A 20,755-nucleotide genomic window follows, 5' to 3' on the forward strand; every position below is an offset into this window, starting at 1 on the left:
ACGATACTAATCTATATATATAGGAGAGATAAGTATGGATCAATCAAATGAAAACAAAAAACAGAAACAATTAAAAAATGTAGAAAAAAACAATAACGATAAAGCAATGACGACGAATAATGGCGTTAAAGTAAGCGAAGACGAAAACACATTAACCGTTGGTGAACGTGGTCCTAGCTTACTAGAAGATTTTCATTTTAGAGAGAAAATTATGCACTTTGACCATGAACGTATTCCTGAAAGAATCGTACATGCACGTGGTTTTGGTGCTCACGGTGAATTTCAAGTTTACAAAGATTTATCTGAATACACTTCTGCAGACTTTTTAACACATCCTGAAAAGACTACCCCAGTGTTTGTCAGATTCTCTACTGTCCAAGGTTCAAAAGGTTCTCCAGACACGGTAAGAGATGTGCGTGGTTTTGCTACAAAATTCTATACAGATGAAGGTATCTTTGATTTAGTAGGTAATGATATACCTGTTTTCTTTATACAAGATGCTATTAAATTTCCAGATTTAATTCACGCTGTTAAACCTGAACCGCACAATGAAATGCCTCAAGGTGGCACTGCACACGATACATTTTGGGACTTTTTCGCACAAAACCCAGAAACAATGCACACGGCTGTTTGGGCTATGAGTGACAGAGGAATCCCTAAAAATTTCAGACAAATTGAAGGCTTTGGCGTTCATACTTTCCGTTTAGTTAATCGTGAAGGTCAATCCTATTTCGTAAAATTTCATTGGAAGCCAGTTCACGGTTTAGAATCATTGGTATGGGATGAGGCACAAATCTTATCTGGTAAAGATATTGATTTCCACCGTAAAGATTTATATGAAGCAATTGAAAAGGGAGACTACCCTGAGTGGGAATTAGGTCTCCAAGTCATACGACCAGAACAAGAATTTGATTTTGATTTTGATATTTTAGACCCAACAAAAATATGGCCCGAAGATGAGGTTCCAGTTGAAATTGTTGGCAAAATGACGTTGAATCAAAATGTATCTAATGTTTTTGATGAAACAGAACAAGCCGCATTCCATCCTGGTCACATCGTACCTGGCATTGATTTTTCTAACGATCCTCTATTACAAGGACGTTTATTCTCATATACAGATACGCAAATATCAAGATTGGGCGGACCAAACTTTAATCAAATACCAATTAATCGACCAGTTAACGAAGTACACAACAATCAAAGAGACGCTATGCATCAAATGAATGTCCATAAAGGGCAAACAGCCTACCACAACAATGCTTTGAACAACAACGATCCTCACACAACGCCTAAAGAAGAAGGCGGCTACGAACATTATCAAGAAAAAGTTGAAGGCCGTAAAATACAAAAACGTAGTGAAAGCTTTAAAGATTATTACAGCCAAGCTAAACTTTATTTGAATAGTTTAACAGAGCCTGAATTTGACCATACCGTAGACGGATTTTCATTTGAAATTGGTAAATGTCAATCAGCTATGGTTAAACAAAATGCAGTGAATCAACTAAACAAAGTTGATCGTACACTGGCAGAACGTGTCGCAGCAAACGTAGGTGTTGAAGTGCCAGCAGAAAATGAAGAAGTACAAACTGATGCAAAAGATAGTAAGTTAACAATGGAAAAATTCGATATACCGTTACCTGGACATTCTGTAGCAGTATTAGTGAATGGTGAAATAAATGAGGAAACATTAAAATCATACGCAAAAACATTTGTCGACAATAAACTCAACTATGCTTTTGTTGGACAAACTGCTAAAGATCTTAATAACAATGAGATTGGTATTACAGAAACTTATAGCACGGCAAGTTCAACAGTATTTGATAGCGTTATTGTTCTTTCTGATGGTAAAGAATTGTTACTAACTGCTGTAGACTTCGCTGAAATGAGCTATAATCATAAAAAACCAGTTGTGATTACTGAAGAAGCGAAAAATATATTACAAAGTAATAAAATTGAGTTAGATGCACCAGGTGTCGTAGTATCTAGTGAACCTCAAGCAATCATTGATGCATTTAAACGATACAGATACTTTGATAGAAAATAATTAATATTGCCGTATAATGAGAGTGGAGCCTGGGATATGATAAGTTGTCCCAGGCATTTTTAATGTATTAGCAGACAATGACTGAATTGAAAATACGCTTCTATCAAGATTGTTTCAACTTTGGTAGAAGCCCTAGTATTGAAACGTTCGTATAGAAAACCTATGTTCAACGCAAGGTGGAGCTGTGGACCGAGACGTGATGACGAATTCAGAATGAATTCTGTCCCACTTCCTTCTTCTTTTTAAATTCTAAGATTCGCGTTTATAATGACATGATTTATTCGACAGTGAAGATTTTGTGTATTTTTTCTATAAAAAGGGTAATGAATTAAAAGAGTTAATTAAAGGCTTAAAACCTATTTAAAAGTGTTATAAAGAAGGTTTTTAAGGGGGGGAAAAATAAATAATTATTGATATTCAAATTCAAAAAGATTATTTAATTGAAGTAATTGAAACCATTAATAATGAAAAATTCGATGTAAAATTCAAGATGCATGTGAGTATTTAGCAACTGAAATTTGTGAATGGATTAGAAGAGCGCAATAGTGAGGAAACACAAGCAAATAATTTATTAGGTTTGAATAGTGAATTAAGCTATGCAATCAAAGGTTATAACCACGCAAAAAAGTAATACTTACAGTAAATGAAAAAGCGTTCTTATCAAGTGATGATTATGAAGAGTTACGTTCACACAATTAAAAAGAAAAGTATAAGACAATGTAATACATACTTTTTCACAATGAAAAACCCCTCCAAAGGAAATGATTTTCATCTCATTTGAATGGGGTTTTGCTTATATTAAATTAGAAAAATAATGCTTTAACTACTCTGAAAAGAGAACTAAATAATTGAAAGATATCACCAGACATTAGATTAACCACCTTTCTCTAAATACCTATTAAAGACTAAGCTTTTTGAGTTTGAGTGAGCGTTTCACTTTGAACTAAATCATCGGCTAAATCGTACCAAAATTGTTGTAATTCTTCACGTGTACGTTTTGTATCTTTACTATCTTGTCCTACAAAATCGACATGATCCCAGTTATGTTTTGTAGATGTTACTTGCCAAATACCTTTTTGATTTGTATCTGTTGCTTCTGTGTAAGCTTGATTGAAAGGATGCTGGGATGAAATAACAGAAACTAAGCCATCATTTTCTCTCCATTCTTTTTCAGTAGCTTTACCAATGACATTTGCAGTAGCTGTGAATGGTAAGAAAAGATTATAGTCCGCTTTATATTTACCCGATAATGTAGAGTGTGTTGCTTCACCTGTATACGTTTTGTAAACGATATTAGGATTGAGTGATGTTTTACGGTTAAGATCTGTGGCACCATCGCGTGTTAAATCGTAAAAAGCATTATCTTTTGTTTGCCATAGTTTAGAAGTTTTAGCTCGTGAAAGGTATGATAAATAAGATTCTCCAGGTTGTTGTTTTAAACCCCATTGAGATAGACCGAAGTCTACACGAGAGTATTTATTACCAAGTTTTTTACCTAGATCAAACGCAATTTGACGAACAATGGCCTCATTACCCAATTTATCAGAGGCGTGTGTACCATTGTGTGGTGTACCTAATGTGGTAATTGAAGAAACCATATTATCTTGACCACCTTGTAGTAAAGGAGAAATATCACCACCATGTGCTTTTTGATATTCAATTTCTTCTTGACTACCATTTCTTAATAATTCTTCTAATTGACGGACAGTTTGTCCTCCCATACTATGACCGACTAGATGTACTTTTTGGCCAGGTTGCCAATCTTTATAAACACCTTCGTATGTTTTACCGTAGCGTTCATGTCCATATCTTTCTGCATGTGCAGCACCATAATCTACAGTACCACCTTTAATATAGGAATAAAGTTCAACTGCACGGTCATAGTTACTACCAAACGCACTAATGCTTGCTTCATAAGCATTATAACCATTTTGTTCCAAGTCTTGACGAATGTTTAATTTATCTCCACCCCAATAATGTGATAAAATGCTAGGATTAATATCGTCAGTAAATCCATTAAAACCATGAACAAGAATAATTGGATCTTGATTTTTGTATTGACCTTGCTTAGCAGGTTTGTTTGTTTGGTCTTTTGTTTCCGTCGTACCTTGTTGTTGAGACGTATTATTTGTCGTGGCTACTGTATTGTTAGCTAACATCTCTAATTCTGCCGGTGAGTCTTTTTGATCTTTAGCACCTTTATTTCCAACAGTTTCATTTGCTGTATCATTGATTGAGATAGTTCCCTTTTTAATATTTAAAGTATTCTCTTTAGATGTAGTGGAATCTATTGATTGTTTAGTTGGTATTGTTTGTTTTGCTGCATTTGTATTTATGATACCATTGTTTTTTTCAGTAGACAGTGTTTCTACATCATTATTATCATTTTTTGTTGAATCGTGATTTACATTTGAATTATCTTCAGCTTTTGATGACGTGGATTGTAAGGTTTCTTCGGTTGGCTCTGATTGAATCTTTTCTGATGAATGATTGTCAGTTATTTTTGACGTATTATCTTTTGTAGATAGTGTTTTTGATTCATCAGTAGTAGTTGGTGTTACTGAAAGTTCTTGATTAGTTGCTTTCTCTGCTGTGGGATTTACATTTGCAGTTGTTTCTGTTGTGTTATCTTTTTTATTTGAAGTTTCTGTGTCTTTTTGAAGTGTGCTTTTAGTCGTTTCTTGTTTTTCAAGAGAAGGTGGATCCTCTCTAGTTAAGGCTGATTGAGAGTTATCGGAATGTGTTTCTGTAGTTGATGCTTCTGTAGTTTCAGTTGATTGATTTTTTGTAGTTTGATCAGTTAGGTGGTTTGTTGTTTCTTCATTAGTGTATGATTTATTCGTGTCATCATTAACTGAAGTTGAAGGTGTATTTTCATTATGTAAATTTTGTTGTTTTTCATTTTCATTAGTTACTGACTGCGATGTAGAGGCTGTTTGTTCGTTAGATTGAACTTTGTTTTGTTGTGTTTCTTGTTCATCAGCTTGTTTTTGATTATCACCAGTAGATTGCGCTAAAGTTGATTCAGAAGTACCCACTTTCTGATGTGTTTCTGTTGCCTGTGCAGCACCGCCGCCACCTCCCATAAATAGCAATGTCGCTACTAAAATGGATGATGCACCTACACTGAATTTACGAATACTGTATCTGTTTTCTCTATTTTTCATGAATAGCACCTCTATTAATTAGTTATTTAAATATATAAATTAGATAAAAATGTTGATAATTGCACGGGGTATAAATCCAAAGAACTTACTAAATACTGCTTTAACATTTTCCAAAACAATCAGCCTTTCTTAAATCGATATTTTTAGGAAGCGCTTACAATTATAAAAAATTTCTATGTAAAAAGAAGTTACATACGAGACTTATCAATTAACGTTGGTGAGGGAATCTAAATATATAGTAGCTCTAAATGAAAGCGCTGTCAATATTTTGTCACAATTTTATAAGTAAATATACGCTTTAAAAGCATATAGAGTTAAAATTTGTAAATAAATGATAAAATAAAAGAACGGAAAACTAATGAAATAGTCTGCTTTTTGAAAATCGTTATTTTTATGTTTTCAAATGTAAATCGAAATTTTAAGCGAACGAGGTAGCGTAATACGTCTCCCTTTCCCAAGTAACATTTGAATAATCAAAACATTAACATCATCGAGTTAAAAATAATCATAAGTAAAAAGACGGTATGATCAGCTTTAATCGAACTGTCTTTTGTACACTTTATATAAAATAAAGATTTGTAATATTTTCTGTATAAACAGATGGCGGTGAATCCTAAGAATGGGAATTTAATAAAAATACAATGGTTCTAGGCTACTAATTCTCTGAATTTATAGAGGCTAAATCGCCTAGTTTTTGTTGAATTCGATTATTATTGCAATTTTTGCATGTGTTGCAGCTATTATAACTGCCATATATACAAGAAAAGCATATTTCACGCTTAACGCAAATAGTTTAAATGACCATTTGCAAGAAATGTTGAATGGATTTCTTAAATATAAAGAAGAAATAGAAAAAGTAATGTTGATGTTTGAATATTAAATTAGTACGCCTTATCAAGATATTAATAAATTTTTTAGATTTGTTACCAATTAATATGAAAACAAACAGAACATTGAATTCACATATAGACAATACTTAAAAAGAATACAAGAAAATTATAATAATTCGTTGGGAAAAAAGAGGTGGTTTTTTACTAATATAGGTAATGATGAATAAAAAAATATGATGATAACAAAATGAATTAGCTATATTTAATTAGAAGTACAGTAATTTTATCTATTATAAAATTTTAATAATATAAATTCATTTACTTAATGAGATTTTTTAGCTAAACCACTAACAAGGGGAACGCGTCAAGAGATGGCAGATAAGATAGTTTTAGTACTCTGTAATTTTAGGTATAAGGTATATTATAACCGTTTTAGTCTATCCATCCATCGCCCACTCATTCTATTCTAGCTTATCCACCCGACGCAATTTTCTGACTCATTCCAGCTTTGCCTATCCACCTATCGCCCTTTATCTACGCACTCCACCTTTAAAATCTACAATTTCCTTATGCTTATTCATTCACTTTCCCTCCGTACTCTTCTCATCGTTCTTTTAATTCACACATCCCTTTTCCTTCGTCACTCGGTCATGGCAGTTTGTAATTCTTGTTCAATTAAGTCGATATGTTTACTAATCAAATTCCGTTGTTCATTCAAGAATTCTAGGTGTGCGCGTAAAACGCTTGGTACATCTATTTTGTTTTGATAAAGCATGTCTGTGTTTTTTCGGATTTCTTTTAATGGCATATTCAAATTGCTTAGGCACTGGATAAATTTAATCATTTCGATATCGTCGTCTGTGTATAAACGCTTGTTATTGCTATCTCTGTCGATGTGTTTCAAGATATTCTTTTTCTCGTAATAACGCAGTTTGCTTTTAGGTATATTGCAATAATCTGAGACATATTCAATGTAATATTGTTTCATGTAAGCATATCCTTTCTCTTAAACCAAGGTTTAACTGATATTGTACTCTATATAAACATGAATGAGGAGGAAAGACAATGAAAAAGGCTTTAATTGTTGTAACAAACATTGCGAAATACGATAATTTAGACAGACCTACAGGTGCGTGGTTCTCAGAGGTTACGCATTTTGCGAAGGACTTCTATGATGCAGGTTATGATGTTGATTTCGTAAGTCCGAACGGTGGATATGTACCTATTGATCCTGTCAGTCTTAGCCCTGAAATGATGAGTGTTGAGGACTGGGAATATTATACGGATCACGATTATATGAATCAATTTGGACAAACGTTATCTCCAAAAGAGGTTAATCCTAGCGACTATCAAGCCATTTACTTTGCAGGTGGACATGGTGCGATTTGGGATTTAAGAAATAACAAAGAACTTAACGACATTGCGTTAAGTATTTACAATAACCAAGGCGTTCTCTCTTCTGTATGTCATGGTGCGGCTGGTCTACTCGACATTAAAGAAAATGGCGATTACCTCGTTCGTCATAAAGACGTGACTGGTTTTACAAATAGTGAAGAACAAGCAAATGGTACAACTGAATACATGCCATATTTATTAGAAGACGAATTTATTAGTAACGGTGCACATTTTAAAAAAGAGGATGACTGGAGTAATTTCGCAGTCGTAGATGGTCGCATTGTCACTGGTCAAAATCCTCAATCAGGACATGCAGTTGCTGAACATGCTTTAAAAATCTTAGCTAATCAATAATTTTAAAAAGGAGCGATACACATGAAATCATTAATAATTGGCGCTCATGGTGGCGTTGGTCAACATCTCGTACGCAAACTCAAAGCACGAAACGTTGACTTTACTGCCGGTGTTAGAAAAGAAGAACAAGTTGAAGTTTTAAAAGCAGATGGTATTGATGCAACTTACATTGATGTTGCAAAACAATCTATTGATGAATTAATAGAATTATTTAAACCGTATGATCAAATCCTTTTTTCCGTCGGTTCTGGTGGAAGCACAGGTGACGATCAAACAATTATAGTAGATTTAGACGGTGCAGTGAAAGCAATTAAAGCAAGTGAACACGTCGGTCGTCAACATTTTGTTATGGTATCAACGTACGACTCACGTCGAGAAGCGTTTGATGCGTCAGGCGACTTGAAACCATATACCATTGCTAAACATTATGCGGATGACTACTTAAGACATGCAAATTTAAAATATACCATTGTGCATCCAGGCGCTTTAACAAACGAACATGAAATGCAACAATTCAATATGAGTGCGCAATTTGAAAATGTACAAAATCCGTCTATTACAAGAGAAGATGTAGCAGAAGTGCTTGTTTCTGTATTAACTGATGAAGCATTACAAGGTCACGAATTCCAAATCATCAATGGTGATTTGTCATTATCAGACGCTACGACTAAATATCTGGAGGAATAATAAATGAATAATCAACAAGTTGTACTTGCAAAACGACCACAAAGTATCCCTCAAGACGATGTATTTAGATTTGAAACAATAGAAACTCGAGAACCACATGCAGGTGAGGTTCAAGTAGAATCCATTTATGTATCTGTAGATCCTTACATGAGAGGCAGAATGAATGATACAAAAAGTTATGTTCAACCTTTCCAAGTGAATGAGCCATTACAAGGTCATATTGTTGGAAAAGTCACACAATCGAACGATGAACGTCTATCTGTCGGTGATTATGTCACAGGCATATTACCATGGAAAAAGATAAATACAGTGAATGGAGACGATGTGACCCCTGTGCCATCAAAAGATGTACCATTACATTTATATTTGAGTGTTTTAGGCATGCCGGGAATGACGGCCTATACAGGATTGCTTCAAATTGGTCAACCACAATCTGGCGAGACGGTTGTCGTGTCAGCTGCATCAGGTGCAGTAGGCTCTGTCGTAGGACAAATTGCTAAGATTAAAGGCGCAAAAGTTGTCGGTATTGCTGGTGGTAAGCAGAAAACAACATATTTAACAGATGAATTAGGATTTGATGCGGCCATTGACTATAAACAAGATGATTTCGCACAGCAACTCGAAGCGGCTGTACCAGATGGTATTGATGTGTATTTTGAAAATGTAGGCGGCGCAATTTCTGATGAAGTGTTTAAACACTTAAATCGATTTGCACGCGTTCCGGTATGTGGTGCAATTTCAGCATATAATAATGAAAAAGACGATATTGGACCACGTATCCAAGGAACGTTGATTAAAAATCAAGCATTGATGCAAGGTTTTGTAGTAGCACAATTCGCTGATCATTTTAAAGAAGCAAGCGAACAACTCGCACAATGGGTGTCTGAAGGTAAAATTAAATTTGAAGTGACGATAGATGAAGGTTTTGACAATTTACCTTCTGCATTTAGAAAGTTATTCACAGGAGAGAATTTTGGTAAACAAGTTGTCAAAGTCGCTGAAGAATAGCAGAAGACTATGAAAAATATCATCGTAAGATTCATATTTAGTTTACTGTTTTATAAAAGTGGTGTTGCACACTTTAAAAATAAAGATATGTTTTTAAAAATCGTGCCGTCCTATTTACCTTTCAAACACGCAATAGTTAAGTATTCGGGCATATTAGAATTTATAATTGCTTTTTATGTACTCAGTGCTAAAAATAGATCACGCGTAAGAAAAGTAGTACAAGGATTCCTTTGGCTCGTATTTCCTGCAAATATTTACGCTGCACGTAAGAACATCTCTTACAAAGATGAAAGAGATGAAATAGATAGTGTTAAGCAGCATGTCATTCGTTTACCATTACAATTTGTCATGGTCGCACTTGCGAAACTATTATAAGACTTACCATAGCCACGCCTGGAACATTACTTTTGTTCCAGGCGATTTTTTAATATTTACACTTAAAATCGACGTATATCAAATGATTCTCTTGACAACGCTTATGTGCTCTTTGTTTAAATAAGCTCATATCAGACATTTACTTTTCAATTTTTCTATAGTGATAAGCTTCTAAATTAAGAAAAGCATAAGTTAATTTGCGTGTGTGAGTGTAAGAAGAAATAAAAAATGTATTTTATCATGTGATGCTATCGCAACATTGTAACATTAATGTAATAACGTGACCTGTAAGACAAATATGAGGAGGGTTTTTATGAAAAAAGTTTCTAACTTTATTTTAGCTAGTAGTTTAGTTTTGGGCTTTTTCGTAACGCCCGAATTATTTAATATCACTCAAGCACATGCGCAAGAATCTGTGAAACCTTATTATAGTTACAGTGGTTATACAGCAAATCAAAGTAATTTTATTCTAGATAAGAATTTTAAAACATCTCAAAAAGCTGATAACTTCAAGATTAATAATCACAAGATTACTAAAAATGCATTAGCTAAAAATAATAAAGATTTACACGATCCAACATATTACGGGGTTTCTAATCATAAAACGAATTGTGTTTTCTTCTTATTAGACGGTAAGTCAGTGAGCAAAAAAGAATTATTGAATCATTACGGTGAACCAAAGTATACATCTACATCAGCCTGAGGCAAAGCATATATGTATAAAATAGAAAATGATGACTTTTAAAATATAAAGTTGTAGTAGATACATTGTAAAAATAAACTTAAATTGCTCAAATACTTTTCAATAATATCAGAATATATATTAAATCGAAAGTGATTATATAGTACCAAAGTAAATATGGTACTAATTCCAGCTTATACAGGAAAGGGGAAAGAGTTTTTTTATACTAGTGACATCATTAAAGCAAGTAAGATTATCCCCTTTTTTAGATAATTGTGATGATTCGTAGACTTAATTCATAATTCTTGCTAATAAAGATTGAAAAGCTTTAAGAAGGGTACAATATTAAGTAAGAGACTTGGAGCTCTTGTCAATTAAGATAATGAGCAAGTGAGCTCGTTAAGTTAAAGATGAGCTGAGGTAAAGTTTACCTGCCTATCTTTTTCTATTTGGAGGCTAAATATATGAAAAAAATATTATTAACAGGTGCTTCGGGATATATCGGTAGTCACTTAATGAATAAATTAAAAGATAACTATGAAATTATAGCTATTTCTAGAAATATAGAAAATAAATCAAATGAACACAATGTTACTTGGAAGGCAGCTGACTTGTTTGATTTAAATGAAATCACTGAGGTAATGGAGGATATTGATATCGCTATATATCTTGTCCATTCTATGATGCCTTCAGCTAAGTTGACGCAGGCGAGCTTTGAAGATATGGATGCATTATTAGCTGATAATTTTGCTAAAGCCGCAAGTTATAACAAAGTTCAGCATATTGTATTTATGAGTGGTTTGATACCTAATACAAATGAATTATCACCACATTTAAGAAGCCGTTTAGAGTGCGAACAGATTTTAGGATCATATGGTGTACCAGTAAGTACTTTAAGAGCTGGTTTGATTATAGGCTCTAAAGGAAGTTCTTACCCTATATTAAAAAAATTAGTAGAAAGATTACCTGGCCTGTTACTACCAAAATGGGCTTATAATACAACATTGCCAGTTGCAATAGACGACGTGATTGACGGTTTATATAAAATTGTAGAGCGTAATCCAAATGAGAACGAATCGATAGATATTGGTGGACCTAGTCATATGACTTATAAAGATCTATTCAAGCAAACTGCAGAGGTACTAGATAAACGATTACCTACGATAGATTTGCCTATTATTCCCATTTGGCTAAGTAAATATTGGGTGAAACTTATTTCAGGTGTTCCAAAAGAAATGGTCTATCCGTTAATGGATAGCTTAATTCATGATATGATTAGAAATGATGAAAATATTGTGAAAGACATTTCTATAGGCAAGATTGATTATAAGGAAAGTGTGCGTAATGCCTTGGAAGAAGAAACTAAGACACAAAAGAAAGGGAAGTCATCACGTAAGGGCGATATTAAAGATGTTAGAGCAATATCAAGGGTAGTCTTACCTAAAGATGTAAATATGATTCAATTGGCAGAATCATATGCAAATTTTTTAAATAGAATTACATTAAATGTCGTTAATAGTGATTTTAACGAAGATAACTTTACGATTAGTGTGCCGTTTTTAAATAAGGACTTACTATTATTAAGTAAAGATTTTAAAGCTTCTAATAATGAGAGAATTTTATATCGAATTGTTGGTGGAGATTTCGCTTTAGATTCAGATGGTGGTAATGCGAGATTAGAGTTTAGAAGATTACCTAATAGTGACGCATGTATCATAGCGTTACAAGAATATGAACCGACGTTACCTTGGTGGGTATATAAGTATACCCAAGCAAAAGTTCATAAAAGTGTAATGAATCTTTTTAAATTCAAGATTAATAGCCAAAAAACTAATAAAGGAGAATACTTTAATATGAAGAAATTTATTTTGCCAGTTGTTATTACAGGTGCAATTGTTTTGAAAGTATATGGATTGAAAAAGTATTTAGCTAGAAAAAATAACATGTCTAATGCCGAACTATAGCTATTAGATATAATAGCTAGTTACTTTTACAAAAAAAGAGGGGATCAACTATGAAAGCAAACGAGATAATTAAAACAATTATAAAAGTTATAACACCAATTACAGGTGGTAAATTTATAGGGAAATTTGCAGTGAAAAACGCGAGAAAAGATTATAAAAATAATGTTAAACCACCTTTTTCACCACCCGGCTATGTCTTTCCAATTGTGTGGCCAATACTTTATACAACGATGGGCGTAGCTTATGCATTAGTGACTAATAAATCTACTAGTAAGGCATTGAAAGGTGCTTATTACTCACAATTAAGCCTGAATTATCTATGGTCGATATTATACTTCAAATATAAATTACGCTTTAGTGCGTTGATAGAGAGTGTTGTATTACTGGGCGCAGTAGTTACAACAACTGTAAAATTTTTCAATGTAAAAAAAGTTGCTGGCATTTTACTAGTTCCATATATGCTTTGGAGCGCTTTTGCTACTTATTTAACAGCTGGTAATTGGTATTTAAATAAAGATAACCCAAGCTATACAGCGAAATCTGAGCATTAAATTGATGAAAAAGATTATATATATTGCGCTATATTGGTTTATAGTTCAAATGATTATTGCTCAACTTGGTACTCGTATTAGTTATAAGTTCTTAGAAAAAGATAATAAGTATTTTCGAAGTTGGAATATTGAACAAGAGGGTCAATTATGGCAACAATTAGTTAAAGTGCAATATTGGAAAGATTATTTGCCAGATGGTCAAAATCTTAACCCTAATATCAGTAGTAAAGCGACTTTCGATTTATCTAAAAATATGAATGATATACAGCGATTTATATTAGAAACTAGACGTGCAGAGGTGGTTCATCTGCTATCCATATTTCCTGTTATTGCGTTTTTTAAAGCGTCAAAAAGTGTTAAAATAATTAATTTTATATATGTCATTATAGCTAATGTGCCTTGTATGATTGTTCAGCGCTATAATCGCCCTAAGTTAATACGTATTTATAATAAAGTACAAAAAAGAAAAGGTGATTAAATGGGAAATAAGAAAGTGGTTGTCATAGGAGGTGGCTTGGGAGGGATTGCTAGCGCAATTTGTATGGCTCAAGCAGGCTATCAAGTGGATTTATATGAACAAAATAAGCATATCGGTGGAAAGGTAAATAGGTTAGACATAGATGACTATGGATTTGATCTCGGTCCATCAATTTTAACCATGCCTAAAGTATTTCAACGCTTATTTCAACGATGTGATGAAAGGCTAGAAGATTATGTTAGCATTCGTAAGTTAAGTTTACAGATTAGAAACGTTTATCCAGATGGCCAAATTTTAGATTTATATGAATCCATGGAAGATATGTTAACAAATAATGAATCGTTAACAAATAAAGATATAGAGCAACTTTCTTCGTTTTTTAGTTACGCACAAAAGATACATCAAGTTGCTGAAAAAAGCTACTTTGATAAGGGATTAGATACGATGTTTGCAATTATTCGTTATCATGGTCCGTTTTCAGCTTTAAAGCAATTCGATTATTTTCACACAATGCAACAAGCCATTAATAAAAGGGTAGATAACCCATATTTAAGAGAAATGCTAGGTTATTTCATAAAATATGTCGGCTCCTCATCTTATGATGCTCCGGCTGTATTGAGTTTATTACCTCAAATGCAACATGAGGAAGGTTTGTGGTACGTAGATGGTGGCATTCATAAGTTAGCGGAAGCGATGGAACAATTAGCGAGAAAATTAGGTGTGGGCATACATTTTAACACCCCTGTAAAACGTATCAATTATAATAGTCAAAATAAGGTGACAGGGATAACAATAGAAAGTAATAAGGAAATATATGCAGATTACATTATATCTAATATGGAAGTAATCCCTGTTTATAAGTATTTATTGAATTTTGATGCAAACCAAATAAACAAATTGGAACGTAAATTTGAGCCAGCTAGTTCAGGTTATGTCATGCATCTTGGTGTGGACAAAAGTTATCCAGAGCTTCAACATCATAACTTTTTCTTTTCAAGTAATTCTAAAGTTAATTATGATCAAGTTTTTCACCAGTATGTTTTGCCTGAAGATCCGACTATTTATGTAGTGAATACAAATAAAACAGATAAGACACAGGCGCCAGAGGGACACGAGAATATAAAAATATTGCCACACATACCGTACATTCAGAGTAAGTCATTTAGTGAAGCAGAATATCTGCAATTCCAAGAACGTATATTGGATAAATTAGAGTCCATGGGCTTGAAAGATTTGAGAAAGCACATTGTATATGAAGACGTATGGACACCACATGATATAGAAAATACATACAATTCTAATAAAGGAGCTATATATGGCGTAGTATCCAATAAGAAGAAAAATAAAGGTTTTAAATTTCCTAAAAAAAGTCAGTACTTCAAAAATTTGTACTTTGTAGGTGGTGCTGTAAATCCTGGCGCTGGTATGCCTATGGTTACTTTGAGTGGTATGCAAGTAGCAGAAGCTATTATTAATGGAGAAAGTAGTTGAGGCTGAATGATACTTTATATAATAGCAATAGTATTGACGATACTATCACTAATAAGTGGAATGTGTATGTATGCGCGTCGAGCGATTATAAATAACTCCGGAAAAGGAAGAGGTCAGACAGCCGTCAGTGTTATTGTACCTGCTAGAAATGAAGCGGAGAACTTACCTAAATTACTTAACAGTATAAGTAAAGAGCAAGAAATAGAAGTAATTGTTATGGATGATGGTTCAACTGATGAGACACAAGTTGTCGCTAGATATTATGGTGCGAGCGTATATACTGTTGAAAATGATACTACATGGCAAGGTAAGTCACATGCTTGTTGGCAAGGTAGCAAATATGCAACGCATGATTTATTAATGTTTGTTGATGCTGATGTTCAGTTTGCTTGTGATGATAGTATTCAAAATATAGCCAATCAATATGATTTACAAGGTGGTAAAGGTTTGTTGTCAATACAACCTTATCACAAGATAAAAAAGCTATATGAAAATATATCGGCGATTTTTAATTTAATGACAATCGTAGGTATGAATCAATTTTCAATCACGAAATCAGCAAATAATGAGCAAGGCGCGTTTGGACCAGTCCTTGTGACAAATAAGCAAGATTATAAATTGACACAAGGACATTTGAAAGCTAAAAATCAAATCATTGAAGGCTTTGCAATAAGTAAAGCATATAATCAGCAAGGTTTGCCAGTTAGTTTGCATGAAGGCCAAGGCGTAGTGAATTTTAGAATGTATTCTCAAGGATATAAATCGCTATTAGAGGGTTGGAGTAAACACTTTGCACTTGGCTCTCAAGTAACTAAAAAGTCTACGCTTACGTTTGTATTTTTATGGCTATTTGGTTCACTTACAACAGTTTTAGCGATAATTTTTTCAATTAATTTAGGCTCGTTATATATATTATTAGCTATTACTCTATATTTTATATATGCGATACAATTTCATATATTTATTCGAAGAACAGGAAATTTTAATATCGTTGCGAGTTTATGTCATCCACTGCTCTTCATATGCTTTGTCGTGATATTTTTTAAATCATGGTTAGATATCAATGTATTCAAACGTATATATTGGAAAGGCCGTAGAATAGATTTATAGCTTAATTTTTTATACAAATGTCACGAAGTTCTAGGCTTACTGAGGAGGCCAATAAATGAATCAATTAGAGAGAGATTATAACCATTGTCACAATATAATGAAAGAACATTCAAAAACGTTCTCATATGCCTTTGATTTTTTGGATTTAAAAAGGAAAAAAGCAATTTGGGCTATTTATGCAGTTTGCAGAATTATAGATGACAGTATTGATAAATACAAAGACCTTGAGCAATTAAACGGCATAGCTAGAGATTTAGATGTGATTTATAGCGATTGTGATTATATTCAAGCGTATCAAAGTGATGCAGCTATTATGAATGCTTTAAGTAATACATTGAATACATATTCAATACCTAAAAAACCTTTTGAATCTTTAATTCAATATGTGAAGGAAGATTTAGTTTTAAAAGAAATGAAAACTGATTCAGATTTATATGAGTATTGCTATGGTGTGGCAGGTACTGTCGGTGAATTGTTAACTCCTATATTAACTTCATCAAATGAAAATAATTTCGAGCAAGCTGAAGAAGCTGCGATTGCTTTAGGCAAGGCAATGCAAATAACTAATATTTTAAGAGATGTCGGCGAAGATTTTCAAAATGGAAGAATTTATCTAAGTGTAGAAAAATTAGCTCAATATCGAGTTAATCTACATTCTATATATTATGAAGGAGTTACGCCAAATTATATAGAACTGTGGGAAAGTTACGCTACAGAGTCAGTTAGGTTATATGATATTGCATTAAACGGTATTAATTATTTTGACGAAGAGGTACGTTACATTATCGAATTAGCTGCGATAGCTTATCATGAAATACTTGTGGAAGTAAGGAAGGCAAACTATACGTTGCATAAGAAAGTATATGTAAGCAAATTGAAAAAAATGAAAATTTATCGTGAACTTAGTGCGAAATATAATAGGAGTGAAACATTATGAAGATTGCAGTTATAGGCGGCGGTGTTTCAGGTTTAGCTGCAGCTTCAAGATTAGCAGCAAACGGTCACCAAGTAGATTTATATGAAAAGAACCAACAAATAGGTGGCAGGATGAATCAGATCAAGCAAGATGGATTTACATTTGATATGGGACCAACCATCGTAATGATGCCTGAGATTTATCGAGACGTTTTTAATTACGCTCAAAAAAATATGAATGATTACTTGGAAATTAAACAATTATCACATATATATGATGTTTATTTTAGTGAAACAGATCAAATTCGCGTTCCTACAGATCTTGCTCAATTAAGAGATATGCTTGAAAGTATTGAACCTAACTCTACATATGGTTTTATGTCCTTTTTAACAGATATATACGAAAGATACGAAATAGCACGAAAATATTTTCTAGAACGTACGTTTAGGAAACCTACGGATTTTTATAATCCTTTTACTATATATCAAGGTATGAAACTCAAAACATTTGATAAAGCAGATAATTTAATTGAAAAATATGTTGATAATGAAAAAATCCAAAAGATTTTAGCGTTTCAAACATTATATATAGGTATCGACCCTAAACGAAGCCCGTCATTGTATTCAATTATACCCATGATAGAGTTAATGTTTGGCGTTCACTTTATAAAAGGTGGTATGTATAGCTTTGTCAGAGCGCTTCAAACGCTAAATGAAGAATTAGGTACTCAAATTTATACCAACGCAAACGTTGAAGAAATTATCATTGATAGTAGGTATAAGCGTGCGGAGGGACTAAAAGTAAACGGACATATAGAAAAGTATGACAAAATAATTTGTACTGCTGATTTTCCATATGCTACTTCATCTTTAATTAAAAATGAACATCATCCTAAGAAGTATACGACACAGAAAATTGATAATATGGACTATTCTTGCTCAGCCTTTTTAATGTACATAGGGGTTGATAAAGATTTATCTGAAGATATCTTGTTACATAATGTTATATTTTCAAAGGATTTTGATAATAATATCAATGAAATATTTTCCGGGGAAATATCCCAAGATCCATCAATATATGTATACGCTCCTAGTGTGGAAGATCAGTCGTTAGCGCCAGAAGGTCAAACAGGTATTTATGTGCTGATGCCCGTTTCAGAATTGAAAACAAGTAATACGGATTGGTCTGATGAGTCAACAATCACACAAGTGAAAGATATTATTTACAATAAGCTTTCTACGATTAAAGCGTTAAAAGATTTGAAAAAGCAAGTTGTGACAGAAATTATTTATACGCCTAAGGATTTTGAAGGAGATTATAATGCTAAATTTGGAGCAGCCTTTGGTTTAATGCCTACTTTAGCGCAAAGTAACTATTACAGACCGCCTAATGTGAGCAGAGATTACAAAAATTTGTATTTTGCTGGAGCTAGTGTTCATCCAGGGGCAGGAGTGCCAATTGTACTGACGAGTGCTAAAATTACAGTTGATGCTATGTTAGAAGATATTAATAATGGTAAAAAAAAAACGGGAGTGGGACAGAAATCAAATTTTCTAATATAGATTTCGTAGTCCCACCCCGGCAAGGGTGACTAGGATTGAAAAAAGCTTGATATAATCGCATTTTCAATTCAGTCACCTACTGCCAAATTGAAAACGAGCCTGAGACATCTATTTATGTCCCAGGCTCGCCTTTTTAACTAATCGAACGTAATGGTTTGTGGTGCGTCTAATTTTTTATCGTTCATAATTTTTATGGATTTTGGTATTACTTTAATTACACACAAGTTTGGATCATCCTTAGAGTCAAAAAAGGACTTATCTTGTTTGTTCCAAATCCAATCAATAGTCTCTTGATCTTTCAGTATTTCAACATTAGCATCAATTTCTAGAAAACTACGATTATTCGTTTCATCGTAACCTATAAGTACATGAGCTTTGGGATTATCTTTAAATTCAGCAATTTTTTTAGACTCAATGCTTGTCTTAGTATAAAGTGTGTGTCCATCATTATAAAATACCATGTATCTACTATTAGGTGTATTGTTATGTGCAGTAGATAGGACACCTATTTTTGATGTATTTAATATATTTTCAATTTCATTTTGTAATTGTTCGTTATTCATAATTTAATCACCTCTGATAATAATATACCCTGAAGTTGCCTATAATATGTAAGGTATTAAAAATTTATTTTATTTTTTAGTGAATTATATAAAAGTTAAAACGGGTATATGATTGAAAACACAATCTTAAGTTAAAGGACAATTATAAAGTGAATTTGTATGAAACAAGCTGGGAGGCAATAAAATGCATTTAGGACTCATACTTAACAGAGTTTTTAGAACGAAAGATAATCCACTTTTTCAATATATAGTGAAGCATCAAAATGAGATAAATAAATTGTATTGTATCTTACCTTTAGAAGATTTAACTGACGCATCAGAAGTAAAACGTGACTATTACTATAAAGTTGTAAAAGGATTTGTAAATGCTTTAGATAAGCATGATATACAACCTTATATTGTCACATACGAAAAGCTAGGTGAATTAGCAGAAACATTGGCGTTATCTCACGTATTAGTAGCAAAAGATATTATGAGTTATCACAAAGAAATATATGACTATCCTCATGTAAAAAAGGCTTTTGAAAATCACCAAGTTACAGTAATTGGACAGCGCGTGAATCATTATTTTGAGCCAACAAAGACTTTTAATAAACAGCAACAGCCTTATAAAGTATTTACTAGTTTTTATAAAGCAAATCGTCAGGACTTAGTACACACCCCTAAAAAAAGTTATCAATTTAAGCAGTTGTCTCAAATTGCGGAAAAGGGTTCAAATCAAAGTGACTTAAAATTTGAAAATAATAAAGATATAGAAAAGTTAGCCCGTAAAGCTTGGGATGATTTTTTAAATGGTGACATAGCTCATTATGATAAATTGACTGACGATGTGTCGCAGGATTTTGTAAGTGGATTAGGTAAATATTTAGCATATGGACTACTCGATATTCGTGAAATTATAAATGATTTACTTGAAGATTATGAGAGCGATGAAAAAAATTATGAAGCTTTTATAAGAGAGGTTCTATTCCGTGAATTTTATTATGTGTTAATGACACAGTATCCAGAAACGGCAACTAAATCTTTTTCTGAAAAATATCGAAACATCCAATGGTCGTATAATAAAACACATTTTGAAGTATGGAAAAAAGGTCAAACTGGTTACCCAATCGTTGATGCTGCAATGAAGATGCTGAATCGTACAGGATATATGCATAATCGCTTACGAATGGTCGTATCACAATTTTTAACGAAAAATTTATTTATTGATTGGACTTGGGGGGAGGAGTACTTTAGACAGTATTTGATAGATTATGATAATGCATCTAATGTACATGGATGGCAGTGGTCAGCATCAACTGGAACAGATGCAGTGCCTTATTTCAGAATGTTTAATCCTATACGTCAAAGTGAGCGTTTTGATGCGCAAGGGTATTTTATTAAAACACAGCTAGAAATATTTAATGATGTGAGCAGTAAATACATTCATGATCCAACTAAATATAAAGACAAGTTACAAGAAATTTATCATATTGAAATTGGAAAAGATTATCCACAGACTATCGTGAATCATAAAAATAGTAGAGATTATGTTATGGATAAATTTAAGAAATTTTGACATATCATCCAATAAAAAGG

Annotated in this window: 16 protein-coding genes and 3 pseudogenes; 15 read left to right on the forward strand and 4 right to left on the reverse strand. The window is 32.9% G+C overall.

The annotated features are described in order from the left end of the window. Positions 1-34 precede the first annotated feature (34 nt). The gene (locus tag ACM6UH_RS01240; RefSeq protein ID WP_061046308.1) at positions 35-2,044 is read left to right on the forward strand and encodes a catalase; all 2,010 of its coding nucleotides are present in this window, start codon (positions 35-37) and stop codon (positions 2,042-2,044) included. A gap of 905 nt (positions 2,045-2,949) precedes the next feature. Here the strand turns inward: ACM6UH_RS01240 and lip are convergent. From lip to ACM6UH_RS01255, 3 genes and pseudogenes are all read right to left on the reverse strand, one after another. Continuing rightward, a complete protein-coding gene (gene lip / locus ACM6UH_RS01245; protein WP_047503013.1) occupies positions 2,950-5,211 on the reverse strand; it encodes a YSIRK-targeted triacylglycerol lipase in 2,262 nt (753 codons plus the stop codon). Between the two features lie 399 nt (positions 5,212-5,610). Continuing rightward, positions 5,611-5,812 (reverse strand): annotated as a pseudogene (locus ACM6UH_RS01250) (MFS transporter); the annotation flags it as partial. A gap of 869 nt (positions 5,813-6,681) precedes the next feature. Further along, a complete protein-coding gene (locus ACM6UH_RS01255) occupies positions 6,682-7,029 on the reverse strand; it encodes a MerR family transcriptional regulator (protein ID WP_047503009.1) in 348 nt (115 codons plus the stop codon). A 77-nt stretch (positions 7,030-7,106) separates the two neighbouring features. Here ACM6UH_RS01255 and ACM6UH_RS01260 point away from each other — a divergent pair, with 77 nt between their 5' ends. The 13 genes and pseudogenes from ACM6UH_RS01260 (at position 7,107) to ACM6UH_RS01320 (ending at position 18,614) form a co-directional block, all read left to right on the forward strand. Beyond that, entirely contained in the window at positions 7,107-7,790 is a 684-nt protein-coding gene (locus ACM6UH_RS01260) for a type 1 glutamine amidotransferase domain-containing protein (protein ID WP_037576451.1), read from the forward strand. 21 nt (positions 7,791-7,811) lie between these two features. After that, the gene (locus ACM6UH_RS01265) at positions 7,812-8,477 is read left to right on the forward strand and encodes an SDR family oxidoreductase (protein ID WP_047503004.1); all 666 of its coding nucleotides are present in this window, start codon (positions 7,812-7,814) and stop codon (positions 8,475-8,477) included. Between the two features lie 3 nt (positions 8,478-8,480). Further along, positions 8,481-9,485: an NADP-dependent oxidoreductase gene (locus ACM6UH_RS01270; RefSeq protein ID WP_002483586.1), complete on the forward strand. Its 1,005-nt coding sequence runs from the start codon at positions 8,481-8,483 to the stop codon at positions 9,483-9,485. Positions 9,486-9,494: 9 nt separating this feature from the next. Then, positions 9,495-9,860: a DoxX family protein gene (locus ACM6UH_RS01275; protein ID WP_047503001.1), complete on the forward strand. Its 366-nt coding sequence runs from the start codon at positions 9,495-9,497 to the stop codon at positions 9,858-9,860. A gap of 313 nt (positions 9,861-10,173) precedes the next feature. Further along, positions 10,174-10,560, forward strand: a pseudogene (isaB, locus tag ACM6UH_RS01280) (immunodominant staphylococcal antigen IsaB family protein); the annotation flags it as partial. Between the two features lie 138 nt (positions 10,561-10,698). Further along, a pseudogene (locus ACM6UH_RS01285) lies at positions 10,699-10,815 on the forward strand (hypothetical protein); the annotation flags it as partial. Positions 10,816-11,006: 191 nt separating this feature from the next. Further along, entirely contained in the window at positions 11,007-12,506 is a 1,500-nt protein-coding gene (locus ACM6UH_RS01290) for an NAD-dependent epimerase/dehydratase family protein (RefSeq protein WP_047502999.1), read from the forward strand. A gap of 50 nt (positions 12,507-12,556) precedes the next feature. Next, positions 12,557-13,057 carry a TspO/MBR family protein gene (locus ACM6UH_RS01295; protein WP_002467556.1) on the forward strand — a complete coding sequence of 167 codons (501 nt, stop codon included), beginning with the start codon at positions 12,557-12,559 and terminating at the stop codon, positions 13,055-13,057. 4 nt (positions 13,058-13,061) lie between these two features. Next, a complete protein-coding gene (locus ACM6UH_RS01300; protein WP_048787147.1) occupies positions 13,062-13,535 on the forward strand; it encodes a hypothetical protein in 474 nt (157 codons plus the stop codon). Beyond that, on the forward strand, positions 13,536-15,026 hold the full coding sequence (locus ACM6UH_RS01305; RefSeq protein ID WP_283995778.1) for a phytoene desaturase family protein: 1,491 nt from the start codon (positions 13,536-13,538) through the stop codon (positions 15,024-15,026). It abuts the gene before it with no gap. A 66-nt stretch (positions 15,027-15,092) separates the two neighbouring features. Further along, complete coding sequence (locus ACM6UH_RS01310) at positions 15,093-16,136, forward strand: glycosyltransferase (protein WP_047502991.1); 1,044 nt, start codon at positions 15,093-15,095, stop codon at positions 16,134-16,136. 55 nt (positions 16,137-16,191) lie between these two features. Beyond that, the gene (locus ACM6UH_RS01315) at positions 16,192-17,073 is read left to right on the forward strand and encodes a phytoene/squalene synthase family protein (protein ID WP_019469197.1); all 882 of its coding nucleotides are present in this window, start codon (positions 16,192-16,194) and stop codon (positions 17,071-17,073) included. Further along, entirely contained in the window at positions 17,070-18,614 is a 1,545-nt protein-coding gene (locus ACM6UH_RS01320; protein WP_433911983.1) for a phytoene desaturase family protein, read from the forward strand. The genes ACM6UH_RS01315 and ACM6UH_RS01320 overlap by 4 nt, the downstream gene beginning before the upstream one ends. A gap of 137 nt (positions 18,615-18,751) precedes the next feature. Here the strand turns inward: ACM6UH_RS01320 and ACM6UH_RS01325 are convergent, their stop codons facing one another. After that, positions 18,752-19,177: a pyridoxamine 5'-phosphate oxidase family protein gene (locus tag ACM6UH_RS01325; RefSeq protein WP_019469199.1), complete on the reverse strand. Its 426-nt coding sequence runs from the start codon at positions 19,175-19,177 to the stop codon at positions 18,752-18,754. A gap of 184 nt (positions 19,178-19,361) precedes the next feature. Between ACM6UH_RS01325 and ACM6UH_RS01330 the strand changes: the two genes are divergently transcribed. After that, entirely contained in the window at positions 19,362-20,735 is a 1,374-nt protein-coding gene (locus tag ACM6UH_RS01330) for a cryptochrome/photolyase family protein (protein ID WP_069805224.1), read from the forward strand. Positions 20,736-20,755 lie beyond the last annotated feature (20 nt).

Source organism: Staphylococcus sp. LKG4-2 (genome assembly GCF_050955665.1).
GTDB classification, from domain to species: domain Bacteria; phylum Bacillota; class Bacilli; order Staphylococcales; family Staphylococcaceae; genus Staphylococcus; species Staphylococcus saprophyticus.

What these genes read in the sequence shown, in the direction of transcription:
- ACM6UH_RS01240 (WP_061046308.1), top strand. Translation starts at nt 35, where the DNA reads ATGGATCAATCAAATGAAAACAAAAAACAGAAACAATTAAAAAATGTA.
- lip (WP_047503013.1), bottom strand. Translation starts at nt 5,211, where the DNA reads ATGAAAAATAGAGAAAACAGATACAGTATTCGTAAATTCAGTGTAGGT.
- ACM6UH_RS01255 (WP_047503009.1), bottom strand. Translation starts at nt 7,029, where the DNA reads ATGAAACAATATTACATTGAATATGTCTCAGATTATTGCAATATACCT.
- ACM6UH_RS01260 (WP_037576451.1), top strand. Translation starts at nt 7,107, where the DNA reads ATGAAAAAGGCTTTAATTGTTGTAACAAACATTGCGAAATACGATAAT.
- ACM6UH_RS01265 (WP_047503004.1), top strand. Translation starts at nt 7,812, where the DNA reads ATGAAATCATTAATAATTGGCGCTCATGGTGGCGTTGGTCAACATCTC.
- ACM6UH_RS01270 (WP_002483586.1), top strand. Translation starts at nt 8,481, where the DNA reads ATGAATAATCAACAAGTTGTACTTGCAAAACGACCACAAAGTATCCCT.
- ACM6UH_RS01275 (WP_047503001.1), top strand. Translation starts at nt 9,495, where the DNA reads ATGAAAAATATCATCGTAAGATTCATATTTAGTTTACTGTTTTATAAA.
- ACM6UH_RS01290 (WP_047502999.1), top strand. Translation starts at nt 11,007, where the DNA reads ATGAAAAAAATATTATTAACAGGTGCTTCGGGATATATCGGTAGTCAC.
- ACM6UH_RS01295 (WP_002467556.1), top strand. Translation starts at nt 12,557, where the DNA reads ATGAAAGCAAACGAGATAATTAAAACAATTATAAAAGTTATAACACCA.
- ACM6UH_RS01300 (WP_048787147.1), top strand. Translation starts at nt 13,062, where the DNA reads ATGAAAAAGATTATATATATTGCGCTATATTGGTTTATAGTTCAAATG.
- ACM6UH_RS01305 (WP_283995778.1), top strand. Translation starts at nt 13,536, where the DNA reads ATGGGAAATAAGAAAGTGGTTGTCATAGGAGGTGGCTTGGGAGGGATT.
- ACM6UH_RS01310 (WP_047502991.1), top strand. Translation starts at nt 15,093, where the DNA reads ATGTATGCGCGTCGAGCGATTATAAATAACTCCGGAAAAGGAAGAGGT.
- ACM6UH_RS01315 (WP_019469197.1), top strand. Translation starts at nt 16,192, where the DNA reads ATGAATCAATTAGAGAGAGATTATAACCATTGTCACAATATAATGAAA.
- ACM6UH_RS01320 (WP_433911983.1), top strand. Translation starts at nt 17,070, where the DNA reads ATGAAGATTGCAGTTATAGGCGGCGGTGTTTCAGGTTTAGCTGCAGCT.
- ACM6UH_RS01325 (WP_019469199.1), bottom strand. Translation starts at nt 19,177, where the DNA reads ATGAATAACGAACAATTACAAAATGAAATTGAAAATATATTAAATACA.
- ACM6UH_RS01330 (WP_069805224.1), top strand. Translation starts at nt 19,362, where the DNA reads ATGCATTTAGGACTCATACTTAACAGAGTTTTTAGAACGAAAGATAAT.